The organism is Mammaliicoccus sp. F-M27, assembly GCF_022387115.1.
Lineage (GTDB): Bacteria > Bacillota > Bacilli > Staphylococcales > Staphylococcaceae > Mammaliicoccus > Mammaliicoccus vitulinus.
The window spans coordinates 17,242-31,067 of record NZ_JAJNIE010000001.1 but is presented as its reverse complement, the minus strand read 5'-3'; the positions used below and the strand labels follow the sequence as shown (position 1 = coordinate 31,067).

The 13,826-nt window shown below is 31.7% G+C and carries 12 protein-coding genes; 1 reads left to right on the top strand and 11 read right to left on the bottom strand.

Going from position 1 to position 13,826, the window contains the following annotated elements:
• Positions 1-66 precede the first annotated feature (66 nt).
• The 6 genes from LQ598_RS00260 to LQ598_RS00235 all read right to left on the bottom strand — a co-directional run bounded on the left by LQ598_RS00260 (position 67) and on the right by LQ598_RS00235 (position 6,630).
• Positions 67-1,197 (bottom strand): DUF445 domain-containing protein, encoded by a 1,131-nt coding sequence (locus LQ598_RS00260; protein WP_107557129.1) that lies wholly within the window; start codon positions 1,195-1,197, stop codon positions 67-69.
• Positions 1,198-1,261: 64 nt separating this feature from the next.
• Positions 1,262-1,720: an XRE family transcriptional regulator XdrA gene (gene xdrA / locus LQ598_RS00255; protein ID WP_016912008.1), complete on the bottom strand. Its 459-nt coding sequence runs from the start codon at positions 1,718-1,720 to the stop codon at positions 1,262-1,264.
• Between the two features lie 159 nt (positions 1,721-1,879).
• Positions 1,880-3,160 carry a dicarboxylate/amino acid:cation symporter gene (locus LQ598_RS00250; RefSeq protein WP_107592747.1) on the bottom strand — a complete coding sequence of 427 codons (1,281 nt, stop codon included), beginning with the start codon at positions 3,158-3,160 and terminating at the stop codon, positions 1,880-1,882.
• 156 nt (positions 3,161-3,316) lie between these two features.
• Positions 3,317-3,946, bottom strand: coding sequence for a response regulator (locus LQ598_RS00245; protein ID WP_016912010.1), 630 nt, complete (start codon positions 3,944-3,946; stop codon positions 3,317-3,319).
• Positions 3,947-3,964: 18 nt separating this feature from the next.
• The gene (locus tag LQ598_RS00240) at positions 3,965-5,074 is read right to left on the bottom strand and encodes a GAF domain-containing sensor histidine kinase (RefSeq protein ID WP_107536774.1); all 1,110 of its coding nucleotides are present in this window, start codon (positions 5,072-5,074) and stop codon (positions 3,965-3,967) included.
• Positions 5,075-5,091: 17 nt separating this feature from the next.
• Positions 5,092-6,630, bottom strand: a complete 1,539-nt coding sequence (locus tag LQ598_RS00235) for a bifunctional GNAT family N-acetyltransferase/carbon-nitrogen hydrolase family protein (protein ID WP_016912012.1) — start codon at positions 6,628-6,630, stop codon at positions 5,092-5,094.
• Positions 6,631-6,734: 104 nt separating this feature from the next.
• Here LQ598_RS00235 and LQ598_RS00230 point away from each other — a divergent pair, with 104 nt between their 5' ends.
• On the top strand, positions 6,735-7,556 hold the full coding sequence (locus LQ598_RS00230) for an RluA family pseudouridine synthase (RefSeq protein WP_107557128.1): 822 nt from the start codon (positions 6,735-6,737) through the stop codon (positions 7,554-7,556).
• A 70-nt stretch (positions 7,557-7,626) separates the two neighbouring features.
• Here the strand turns inward: LQ598_RS00230 and LQ598_RS00225 are convergent, their stop codons facing one another.
• From LQ598_RS00225 to LQ598_RS00205, 5 genes are all read right to left on the bottom strand, one after another.
• Positions 7,627-9,792 (bottom strand): RNA degradosome polyphosphate kinase, encoded by a 2,166-nt coding sequence (locus LQ598_RS00225; protein WP_016912014.1) that lies wholly within the window; start codon positions 9,790-9,792, stop codon positions 7,627-7,629.
• A gap of 71 nt (positions 9,793-9,863) precedes the next feature.
• Complete coding sequence (gene ppx / locus LQ598_RS00220; protein WP_103323117.1) at positions 9,864-11,390, bottom strand: exopolyphosphatase; 1,527 nt, start codon at positions 11,388-11,390, stop codon at positions 9,864-9,866.
• Positions 11,391-11,478: 88 nt separating this feature from the next.
• Positions 11,479-12,867 (bottom strand): class II fumarate hydratase, encoded by a 1,389-nt coding sequence (gene fumC, locus LQ598_RS00215; protein ID WP_107557127.1) that lies wholly within the window; start codon positions 12,865-12,867, stop codon positions 11,479-11,481.
• Between the two features lie 187 nt (positions 12,868-13,054).
• Positions 13,055-13,162: an SAS053 family DNA gyrase inhibitor gene (locus LQ598_RS00210; protein WP_328797673.1), complete on the bottom strand. Its 108-nt coding sequence runs from the start codon at positions 13,160-13,162 to the stop codon at positions 13,055-13,057.
• Positions 13,163-13,205: 43 nt separating this feature from the next.
• Positions 13,206-13,805, bottom strand: a complete 600-nt coding sequence (locus tag LQ598_RS00205) for a 6-phosphogluconolactonase (RefSeq protein WP_107557126.1) — start codon at positions 13,803-13,805, stop codon at positions 13,206-13,208.
• Between the last annotated feature and the right edge of the window lie 21 nt (positions 13,806-13,826).

The following is a 13,826-nucleotide window of genomic DNA, read 5'->3' as shown; positions in this document are numbered from 1 at the left end:
CGCTCCTATAATAAATAAATGTATTAGAATATCAATTCCAATAACACTGTATCATAATTCTAGATCTTATACAAAAATAGCGATTATTCCTTGGAATAATCCTATTATCCCACCTAATACAAATCCTAGTAATGTAATTAATTTCAACTCTTTATTAGATATCTCTATGACTAATTTTTCTAAGTAAGATAACTCGAATTTATCTATTTGATTTTTAATTAATTCAGCCAACTTCATACGTTCTAAAATTAAGCTGATGTTATCTCCTACTTTTCGTACCATATACTCAATAAATCTTTCAGTACCTTCACCTTCCATATAACTGAATAATTTCGGTACTAATTCATCAAGCGGCGTGTTTAAATATTTATTAATATTAATAGATTCTGTTAATTCTTCAGCTATTAATAATTTCGTTTTGTCTTTTCTTTCTATTGTAAGAACATCTTTTAATGGCTTAGACATCCATTTTTCATATTGCATCTGAACTTGTAAATTTATCATGGTTTCAATTTTTTCTTGTTTAATAACATTTCTTAACTCATTTTTAACTTTATAAACGATATCTTCAGTTGTCATAAACATTTGAATCATGCCAACCATTTTACCTTTTTGTTCGAAAAATTCTTCTACCATTAAATAAATGTCTTGTTCGCCTTTTTCTGATGATAAATATTGATCAATTTTATTTAATATTTCAGGCGTTACGCGATCAACTTGGCGACTCAATTGCTCAAATATTTCTTCTGGAATTAGATTTTGTAGCTCATCATTTTTATGTGTTTCGTAATATTTATCAACTTTCTGTTGAATCGTCGCCTCAAGCGTTTCATTTATTTTTTCTTCTAATGGATAATCAATTCGATCAACAAAATCTTGAATCGTATACTTTTGCTCTTTCAAAGTATTGAATTGGATTTTGATTGTATCTTCAAGTACATGTTTTGTACTAGGATTAACAAGTTTTTCTTTAAACACTTCTGGTGTTAAGAGGTGTTTTGTAACCATTTCTCCTACTTTTTCCGATAGTTCATTTCTTCTTTTAGGTATTAACCCTGGCGTGAATGGTAATTTATAACCAAACAGTCTTATTTCATGGTATGGATGGAATAACATTTTAATGGCAATAAAGTTCGTAAAGCCACCAATTATTGCTCCAATAACCATCATACTTATAATTGTTAAAATTGTTGACATGGGAATTCTCCTTCTAAAAAAGCTACTTCTATAGAATAATCTAAGAAGTAGCTTTTAACAAATATTATACAAATAATGATTGTGTTTTACGTAAGAAATATGTTTCTGCTTCACGTTTTTTAGCAGTACCGAAGATAGGTTGACGTTCTTCATTTAATACTCTATACAAATCTGATTTTTTGTTAGATTGTAAAATATGTCCTGATTTAGAATCAAGTGTTACCCAATAAATATCACTAGTGTTGTCATGATTTGGATAAGCACAATGATGGCGAGATATAATTTGAATAACTTCTAATGGATCACAACCAAAAGTAGTGTTTAATACATCTGAATCTCTAAATAATGCACATATAGACACACATGTTGTCCAGTTAGGTAATACTCTCTCTTTTTCAATTTGTACTAAAGTTTTCTTAGATAATCCTACTGTATTCGCCATTGTATCTTGAGTATAACCTGCCTCAATACGAACCATTTTAAATTTTGTTTGGATTATCGTTGTAAATGTCTGTTTATCCATCTATATCTACCTTTCTTCTTAATATATATTATTAATTGATTTTATATGTTGCAAAAATACACGATTTTTTCAAGCACAAGTATCATCATAATACATTTTGAGACAAAATAAAAGAGGTAAATTGAATTTAATATCAATTTACCCCTTTAATACGTTAAATTATGATTCTTTTACGAACTTTGATTTTTCTCTTTCAGATAAAATTAACGCACATGCAGCATCGCCTGTAATATTTACAGATGTTCTCGTCATATCAAGTAGTCTATCAATACCTAATATAATACCGATTGCTGCGGGGTCTAAACCAACCGATGTCAGTACCATGGCTAACATAACAAGGCCAACACCTGGTACGCCTGCTGTACCAATTGAGGCTATAACCGCAATTACGACAACAGTAGCCATTTGCATCACTGATAAATCCACTCCTGAAACTTGTGCAATGAATATGATAGCTACACCTTGCATAATAGCTGTACCATCCATGTTTATAGTTGCACCTAAAGGCTGAACGAAGGAACTAATTTCCTTTCTCACACCCATTTCTTTCGTACATTCTAATGAAATGGGTAACGTTGCGTTAGAACTAGATGAACTAAATCCAACTGTCATAGCTGGGAAGAACATTTTAAAGAACCAGAATGGATTTTTATGAGCTAGTACTTTAACTGCCCCACCATATATAACAAAGAAATGTACAGCTAATGCTAGTAGTACAACAAAGAAATACATTCCTAATTGTTTAATCGCACCAAAACCAGCGTTAGTAAATGCTGTCGCGATAAGTCCAAATGTTCCAATTGGCGCAAAGTAGTTCATAATCATTGTAACGATATACATCAGTATATCGTTTGTCTGCTCGAAAACTTTTTTTACCGCTTCTACTTTTCGACCAAGCGCTATCATACCGATACCAATAAAGATTGCAAATGTAATAATTGGTAACATATCTTGTTCAACCATAGATTTCATTGGATTTTGTGGGAACAAGTTAATTAATGTTTGGTCAAATGTTTGATTCTCTGGCGCAGCTGCATCACCGGATTTGGCTTTTTGTTCAGCACCATATTTTTTAACATCATCACTATTTAATAAATCTGATTGTCCTACACCTGGTTTAAATACTAAAGCTAACAGCATTGCTATTATAATAGCGATTGCTGTTGTACATAAAAAGAATGTTACTGTTTTCAATCCTATGCCACCAAGTAGTTTAGGATCACCTACACCTACTACACCAAGTACAATAGATACAAACACTACTGGTACTACAAGCATAAAGATTAAATTTAGAAATATTTGACCGAGCACATTAAATACATATTGATTTGTGTTTTGTACAAAGTCCGCTCCTGCGAACATATTAAATATTGAACCAATCGATATACCTAGTACTAAGGCTATTACAATTTTTAAAGTTAAATTCTTTTTGACCTTCATATACAAACTACCCCCTATAAAATAGTGAAATTATATCTCCCATGTAACACATTATACTTTAAGCGCTTTCATTTTGTAAATTTATTTTTTAAATAACTTATAAAAATACGAGTAAATATTGAATTGTTCAATACATACTCGTATCAATAATAGTCTTTAATTGATCAATTGATGTTCCATAGCATATACTGCAGCTTGAGTTCTGTCTGAAACTTTTAATTTGTTTAGTATATGACTAACATGTGTTTTAATCGTTTTTTCTGAAACAAAAAGTGTATCTGCAATTTCTTTATTTGTTTTACCTTTAACCATTTCTGCTAATACTTCGAGTTCTCTTTTAGATAATTTATTTTCTCGATGTGGCTTTTGTGAACTTTCAGTAATAATAGATTGTACTTTTGGATGAATGCTTTTTTCACCTTTTAATACCGATCTAATTGTTTGAATCAGCGCTTCAGGTTCTACGTCTTTTATTTCATAGCCGTCAGCCCCTTTATCAAGTGCAGAAATAACATGTTCTTCATCATAAAAGCTTGTTAATACTAATATTTTGATATTCGGATATTTCTTCTTCACTATTTCAGTTATTTCTATACCATTCATTTCAGGCATCACTAAATCTAATAGTACAATTTCCGGCGTTTCATGATTTTCCAAGTAATCTAGTAATAAAGCGCCACTTGAAAAATCAGCAAGAATATCATAATCCGGAACAGTATCTAATAGAAATCTTAAGCCTTGTCTCACAATATGATGATCATCTACCAAGATTATTTTATAACTCATGTACGATGCCCCTAACATTTATAGTGGAATGGATATACTAATTTCCGTTCCTTTATTCAATTCAGAGTTGATGACGATATGGCCTTTCATAACTTGAACGCGTTGTTTCATATTTTTTAATCCATGTGATAAACTGTTTTCTAATTTATTGCTTTCGAATCCTTTTCCTTCATCTATAATGCGCGACTTAAATTCATTTTTATTTTGCTCTAGATAAATTTTCGCACGATTTTGCCCAGAATGTTTATTAATATTATTTAGAGATTCTTGAATAATGCGATACACATTCTCTTCTATCGTATTAGGTAAGTCTATTAAACCTTCTACTTCAAATTCTGGCTGAATATGGATAAATTGACTATATTGCTTAATGGCGGCTATCAAACCTTGTTCTAAACCAATAGGCTTTAATTGCCAGATAAGGGCTCTCATTTCATTTACAGCACTTTGACTCGTATCTTCTATAGTTTGAAAAGCTTCTTTAGCTGCTTGTTGATCGTTTAATCCTTTAGCAGCATGAGCAGTAATTTTTAAAGAGAATAACATCTGATTAACAGAATCGTGCAAGTCTCTAGCAAGCCTATTTCTTTCGTTAATACGTGCCGCTTCCTTCTCTTGATCCGTTAAAATGATACGCTTAATGGCTGACCCAATTTGAAACGCTACTGATTCTAGTAATTCTAAATCTTCTTCAGAGTATAGTTTCGTATGAGGTGTGGCGATATTCAACAATCCGAATTGTTCATTACCTGACCTAAGTGGCACAGTTGCATGATGTGTTATACCATCCGTTTTATCGTGATGCTCTTTAGTAGATTTTACAATTCTCGAGCACGTAATAATATTCGATGCTTTAGTTAATTTTTTATTTTGATATGCAGTAACACACCAACACGTACCCTCAGTCATATATTGGCAGTTATTGTGCGTTAATGCTGGTGGTAAGGCTTCTTCTGCAACTAACTCATGTTTACCATCTTCATCTATAAAAAAGATCCAACCAGTGTGAAAATTACTGCCATTTACTAATTTTTTTAAGGCACCATGCATCATGCTGTACATCTCTGTCTCTTCATTCAAAAATTCTGCTATTTCTTTTAAGAGGCTTGTACGTGTTGGTTTTTCCATCTACATCACCTTTATTATTATTGAGTATAAGTTACATTATAGACATCATGTCTTCTATCTCTAAGATGTCTAACTGTTCCATTTTCTCTACCTCTTCTTAATACTTCTAAATCTATCTCACCTATAGCTACCATTTCTAGATTTTCGCCTGTTTCTCCGACGATACCGTCACGTGCAAATCCGTAATCTGATGGTGAATAAATGGCTGAAGCACTGTATTGAATATCCATATTTTCAGTTTGAGGTAAATTACCACAAGTTCCTGATGTAACAGTATAAATTTGATTCTCGATCGCTCTTGCCATACAGCAATATTTAACACGTAAATAACTTTGTCTATCTTCAGTTGAGAATGGTGTAAATATAATTTTCGCACCTTTTTCAGTTGCTATTCTAGCCATTTCAGGGAACTCACTGTCATAACAAATTTGAATTGCTATTTTGCCACAATCAGTATCGAACACTTCTACACCATTACCTGGTGATACGCCCCACCATTTTCTTTCATTTGGTGTTACATGTATTTTGTATTGCTTTTCTATAGAGCCATCTCGACGGAATAAATAAGAAATATTATAAATATCTTCGCCTTCTTCTACGAAATGTGAGCCTCCAATAATATTAATATTGTATTTCATCGCAAATTGATTAAACATTTCAATATATTGAGAAGTATAAGTCGTTAATTTTCTAATTGATTCTGCTGGATTACTTTGTTCATCAAAGCTCATGAGTTGTGTCGTTAAAAGTTCAGGGAACACGATAAAATCGCTATCTGCATCATATGCAACATCTATAAAATATTCAATTTGGTTTGCAAATTCATCGAAAGAATTAATTTTACGCATCATATAGTTTACAGTACATATTCTAACGGGTTCACTCGTTTTAAAACGCACATTACTTCGAGCTATGTAATCAGGGTTATTCCATTCCATTAAAGTGGCATATTTCATACTTTTTACATCATCATTTAAATAATTAGGGTTAATACGCATTAACGTAAAATCATTCATCAGTTGGAAAGTTAATACTGGATCTTTGATTCTATGTTTAATAACACCTTGTACATATTCCCTCGGAGTTAACTCATCACTGTATTCATGATAGTTCGGAATTCTGCCTCCGATGATGATACTTTTTAAGTTCAGTTCATATGCAATTTCACGACGTGCCTCATATAATCTTGCGCCGACTTTCATCCCTCTATATTCAGGATGAACCATAACTTCAATACCATATAGATTGTGACCGTGGTCATTATGATTTGTTATATAACCGTTGTTCGTAATACTATCCCACGTATGTCTATCATCATATTCATCAAAGTTAATGATCAGTGATGAGCATGATCCTATAATTTCGCCTTCAAATTCAACGACCATTTGACCTCTTGGAAACATTTTTAAGTGACTTTCTAAATGTCCTCTTTCCCAAGGTTCCATACCTGGAAAGCATTTAGATTGCAGTTCAATGACTTCATCTATATCTTCAAAAGTCATTTGTCTTGTATGAATACTTACATTAAATTCATTATTATCGATCGATTTTGACATGAATGATACTCCTTATCTATTTTTCTTGTTATACTAATTATAACTTATTTTTAGTTACAATATAATTTTTCCCGATTTTACGAGAAATATTCCTGGAGGATACTATGCAAATTACAATACCATCAAAATATGAAGGCCAAACAATTGAAGAAATGTTCAAATCTTTACACCTTCCAAAAAAAGAACTACATCTTTTGAGAATGTCAAAAGAGATTACGATAAATGATCAAGCGAGCGCTTTAAGAGACTCGTTAAGTGAAGGTGATAAACTGAGCATACCCGTTTTTAATGAGACGAGTCAGTATGTTCCTAGTTATCGTTTAGCTGAAGTTAAGTATGAAGATGAATACTTAGCTATCGTCGTTAAACCTAAAGGTGTAAAGACTCACCCTAATGATTTAAAAGAAGCAAACACACTTATGAATCATGTCATTTATACTTTAGATTCAGATTATGCAGAACCAGTTCATAGATTAGACCAAGAAACAGTTGGTTTATTACTGATCGCAAAACACCCAATTGCTAAAAAGATACTGGATCATATGCTAGAAGACAGAAAAATTACAAGAACATATAAAGCACAAGTCGATAGTCATTTACCGCTTAAACCACAAACGATAGATATGCCAATTGGTAAGGATAAATTCCATCCGAACAAAAGACGTGTATCACCAACCGGTCAACGTGCGATTACACACATTATCGAAAGTCATATGATTGATGAACGCACAGCAGAAGTTGAGCTTAAATTAGATACTGGTAGAACCCATCAAATCCGTGTTCATTTAACAGAAATAGGACACCCTGTTGTTGGAGATCCTTTATATAACAACAGTAAACTTAGACAATTACAATTACACAGTTATAAAATTGAATTCGAACATCCATTTAAAGATGAACTCGTATCTGTTAGGTTAGATGATTAATTCACAACAAACATAAAAAGCTGCCAATAAAGTCTCTGACCTTATTGGCAGCTTTTTATGTTGTTGAATTTCATCGTTTTAATCGTTCTTTAAACTTGTTTATGAAGTTATTTTTTTTACTTCTTACTGGTTTTCCAATGGTAATTTGTGATTGTCTCATTTCTTTAGCACTTAACATTGCTTCGTCCATCAACATTTCTTGTGAATTCATACGTTTATTTCCTGCATCATTGTATCGATATTCACCTTTAGAATTTTGAATGCGTCCTTTTAAACCATCGTTTAATTGTAAATTGATGATCTCTTTTAAACGTTTTACTAAATTAGGATCAAGAATTGGAAATAATATTTCTACACGTTTAATCATGTTTCTCGTCATCATATCTGCTGAAGAGAGATACATTTTTTCTTCACCGTTATGGAAGAAGTAATATATTCTAGAGTGCTCTAAAAATCTTCCTACTATACTTATAACTTCGATATTTTCACTGACACCTTTAATACCTGGTTTTAAGCAACAAATCCCCCGTATAATGAGTTTAATCTTTACGCCACATTGCGCAGCTTCGAATAATTTTTTAATAACTTTTTTATCAGTTAATGAGTTCATCTTAGCTATAATAAGTCCGTTGCCATGCTCTTTATGTGATTTTATTTCTTGTTCAATATGTTCTACGAAGAAGTCTCGTATTTCAAATGGTGCAACGATCAGCTCATTATACTCAGGTTTTAAGGAATAACCGCTTAAATAGTTAAAGAAATTAATCGCATCTTTTCCTATTTTAGGATTCGTCGTAATGATACCCATATCCGTGTAAATCTTAGCTGTTTTATCATTGTAATTTCCAGTACCTAAATGTACAAATGGCGTTACTTTTCCATTTACCTTTTTGATAACGAGCGTTATTTTACTGTGCGTTTTGAGGAAAGTCATACCATATATGACGTTACAACCTGCATCTTCTAGCATTCTCGCCCATTGCACATTGTTTTCTTCATCAAATCTAGCTTTTAGTTCAACAAGTACTGTAACTTGCTTGCCATTCTCTGCTGCATTCTTGAGTGCTTGGATAATAGGTGAATCACTGCTCACGCGATAAAGTGTTTGCTTAATAGCAAGCGTATTTGGATCTTCTGAAGCCTCTTTAATAAATTCTACTATTGGCTCAAAAGTTTCGTATGGGTGATGGAAAAAGATATCTCTTTCTAAAGATAATTCATAAATATTATTATTATTTAAAGAGGAAGGTAATTGTGGTGTATACGGTTTAAACAATAATTCAGGGTGTAAGTCTTCTAGTTGCCCTACTAATGAGAATAAAACTGTTAAATCTAATGGGCCATTTACTCTGTATATATCTTTATTAGTTAATTCTAACTCGTTCATCAAAAATAAACTTTTCACTTCTGTATCGATATGTCTACTATCTATTTCTAATCTTACTGCTGCACCACTTTTTCTTTCTTTTAAAAATCGTTCTATTTCTATTAATAAATCTTCTGCGCCCTCTTCATGAATTGTTAAATCGGCATTTCTCGTCACTCTAAACGTATACGTATTGATGACTTCAAACCCATTAAATAATTGTTCAATAAATAATGAAATCACGTCTTCAAGAAATACGATATATTTGATACCATCATATTCTAACTTAATAATTCTCTCTAATAATGTTGGAACGGGTACTATTGCAGATTTTATTTCTCCATCATTTAATCTAATATCAACAAATAAATTCAGCATTTTATTATTTAATTTTGGAAATGGTCTATACGCATCAATTCCTAATGGAGAAAGCGTTGGCAATATTTCTGTATTAAATTGATTTTGTAGTTGCTCAATTAAAGTTTCTGGTAGTCTTTCAGGTTGTGTAATACATATTTTATAAGCTTTTAACAAATCTTTTAATTCATTAAATCTCTTATATTGAAGCTCGACGTTCATTCTATTTTTCTTTTCAATGCCGGCAAGTTGTTCTTTCGGAGTCATTTGTGCTTTGTTCTCTGGTTCATTAAAATTCATTGCTACTTGGTCTTTTAAACCTGCTACTCTAACCATAAAAAATTCATCTAAATTAGAACTGTGAATAGCTAAAAATTTTAATTGTTCTAGCAATGGATTGTTAGAATCAATTGCTTCTTCAAGAACACGATAATTAAAGTCTAGCCAACTTAACTCTCTGTTGTTGTAATACTCTGGATTGTCTAAATAAAATTGTTCCGCTTGTGCTTCCATAATTACCTCACCCTTTACATATTTCCGTTCATCATTAAAAACTCATACTGTTTTATTAAAACGTATAATTGTTAATCCTGTGTGAATATTATATTAAGTTTTTTCGAAAGTAATTTTTCTAGATGCTTTTTCTGTCTTTCTGATTGATATTCTTCTGCAATTGGGTCTGTTACATATTTTACTTTTAGTTCAAATTCATTTTTCTTTTCAATGAGTTCCATCGATTCTATACAATCTGTATTTGAAACATTTAATGCATTAGCAAATTTTATAATACCGCCAAGTTTTTGAATGAGTTCAATTTCACCATCTTTAAACCAAGACGTTTCTTTAACATAAAACTTGAGTAATGTTTTATTTTTAAAGCTTGATAAAAGCGCTAATTTAACGCGTTCTTTATGCGATAAACCATTAATACTTGAATTAGCGATAATATAATACGTGTGTTGAGAGCTGGAGTCTGCATCAATGAAAGAACCTAAATAATATAAATAAGCCGCTTCTTTAAATAATTCTCTGTCTTCTTTAGAAACTTCAAAACCAGTTATATCGATTACTTTATTCAGTAAATCTTCGGCTAATCTCATACGTTGCTTACCATTTGATGCATGTATATTGTATTCATTAGCTAAATATTTTAAAGCATCTGAAGTTACTTTATCCTTATTGAAAGATTTAGGAAATTCTTCTTCCAACCTTGTCATAACAACACCTTCACGTAACCCTTTTCTCGAGAATGTATATCGTGTTGCGTTGGAAATTTCATACAATGCATTAAATACGATGGAACTTGGGATAATAATATCTGTGCGATCTCTACTCAAACCATCTAAATCTTTCAAATCACTTTTATCTGATTTTTTCAAGACTTCATAAACTTCTTCTAAATCTTTTTTAGTCATATCATATCCGTGTACACCTGCTATAGGATAGTTGTTTAAAGATTGGTGGATACGTGCATTATTTCGAGCTGAACCACCAATTCCGATGATTGGAACTTTTTTATCTTTAATCCATTTTAGTGATTCAAATTGCTCTTTAACATATTTCTCACATTTTTTTATCGCATTTTTGTCATTATGATCTTTATCGACGAAGAACATTTTTTCCAAAGTTACGACACCGAAAGGAAAACTGATTGCTTCTTTTAATTTTTTATTTTCAAAATAAGTTATCTCAGTAGAACCACCACCAATATCGACTGTTATGCCATTTTCAATATTCAATGTATGTGTCACTGCATAGAATCCGTAAAATGCTTCATCTTCTTCAGGTATTATTTCAATATCTAAATTTGTCTTAGCTTTTACTTTTTCAATTATTTGATTAATATTTTGTGATTGTCTAACTGCTGCTGTTGCGGCAGGTACAAGTTCTTCAACATGAAATTTCTTGGCAACTTTTTTAAAGCTATTTAAAGTCTCTACTAGGACGTTTATACCTTCTTCATTCATATTTTTATCTTCATCTAAATATTGACTTAAGCGAGCAGGTGTCTTTACGTTTTGTAATTCATTTAAACCTGTTTCTTTAGAATACTCAAAAATAACGAGCCTTATAGTGTTGGAACCTATATCTATTAATCCTAACCTTTTCATAAATTGCCTCCAGGAATATATTTTGATACATAAAAAGGTGCTTATAGCACCTTTTTATGTTCTTTATATTTATGTCTTATAGCTGCTACTATTTTTGAGAGCTTATCATATCTTCTGGTTTAATCCATTCATCAAACTGTTCCTCAGTTAAATGTCCTGATTGTATAGCTGATTCTTTCAATGTTAAGCCATTTTTATGAGCATTTTTCGCAATTGCTGCTGCATTTTCATATCCAATATGTGGATTTAATGCTGTAACTAACATTAATGATTGATTTAAATATTTATCAATATTTTCTTCAATCGGTTCAATACCTACAGCACAATTATTGTTAAATGTTTCAATTCCATCTGTTAATAAATATATTGATTGTAACGCGTTATATAAAATAACTGGTTTAAACACGTTTAATTCGAAGTTACCTTGTGAAGCAGCAATACCTACAGCTGCATCATTACCAAGTACTTGAACAGAGACCATTGTTAACATTTCACATTGAGTTGGATTTACTTTACCTGGCATAATTGAAGACCCAGGTTCATTTTCAGGTATAGAAATTTCAGCTAAACCAGCTCTTGGTCCTGATGCTAACCATCTTACATCGTTGGCAATCTTCATTAAATCACTTGCTAATGCTTTTAATGCACCATGCACGTAGACAACTTCATCATGAGCAGTTAAAGCATGGAATTTATTTTCAGATGATACAAACGGATATCCTAATTGTTCTGCAATTTGTTTAGCTACTTTATCGCCAAATTCAGGATGTGCATTTATACCAGTACCTACAGCTGTACCACCAATTGCTAAGTTTAATAATTGACCTTTAGATTGATTTAATAATGACTCACTTTTATCTAACATATATCTCCAACCACTAACTTCTTGACCTAAAGTTAACGGCGTTGCATCTTGTAAGTGTGTTCTACCAATTTTAATGATATCTTTAAACGATTCTTCTTTCTCTTTAAAAGTATCTCTTAAAGTACTTAAAGCTGGTAATAATTTAGATTCAATTTCATGATACAGTGCAACATGCATAGCAGTAGGATATGTATCGTTTGAGCTTTGTGACATATTTACATGGTCATTCGGATGAACACTTTCTTCTGAACCTTTGTCTTTTAAATATTCATTTGCAACAAAGCTTACAACTTCATTCACGTTCATGTTACTTTGTGTACCACTACCCGTTTGCCAAACAACTAATGGAAAATGATCATCTAATTTTCCTTTTAAAATTTCATCAGTTGCATAGACGATTGCATCTTTCTTATCGTCAGATAATTTACCAAGATCATGGTTTGAAATTGCAGCTGCTCTTTTTAAATGCGCAAATCCATATATCACTTCGATAGGCATTTGTTCTTTACCTACTGGGAAATTTTGTTTACTTCTTTGTGTTTGCGCTTTCCAATACTTGTCACTTGGTACTTTTATTTCACCAAAAGTATCATGTTCGATTCTATAACTCATTCTTATTACGCCCCTTTATTTCTTGTATTCATCACTTTTTATTCATCTTTATTATATCTTATAAAGCCTTTGATTTAAACTCTCAGTTGTCAGAAAATTAAAATTTTCACAAAAAAGACTGTCACAATGGACAGTCTTTTAACTTTAGTCAACTTATTATAATTAAAATTCATCTAATCAGTTCAAGTTATGAGTCTTGTTCTTCTTTCTTTTCTTCATACGCTTCGTCGTTCTGTTCTGAAATTTGTTCCATTTCTTTACCTAGCTCTTTTACATCATCTAAGTCTTGAACCATTTCATTTTCTACTTCAGGATGTTTATTCAAAAGTTTCACCTTCTTATGAAAATTGAATTGAGAAGTAAGATCTAACGTCTTCTGGCAATCCTTGTGCCGCTTCGTTATCTAATAAAACTGTGACCATTCTATGTTGTTTTAATTTTGCTGATTCAACTGAACCATTTGCTGGCTCTTCATATAACTGACTAACTGCTTTAGCTTTTTCTTTACCTGTAACAAGTACAATAACTTCTCTAGCTGGATGTATCGCTTGATTATAATCCAATCCAGTTCTACTATCTTCAGTTAAAGTAATGACATCTAACATTAATTTATTTTTCTTTTTGTCAGTGTTCACTTTATCTTTGATAAATGATTCTAGATCACTACCGACATCAGTTTTTAAAACTTGTTTTTTTGGTACACCTAATTCTGTGTAGTAATCTTCTTTACCATCAAAATCTAAAACATGAATTTGGCTAAAGTTCACTGGATTTTTCTTTACGTCATCTAATAATTCATCAAAAAATGAAGTGTTTTCTGCATCTAAGTGAATACCAACTACTGAAGTACTGTCTGAATTAAATTGTTTACGAACTACATCTGCAGCGTAACGTGCAGCGATATCTTTTGTTTCAAATACTTTAAAATTTAAAGCCATTTTGTCCACTCCTCATTTCAA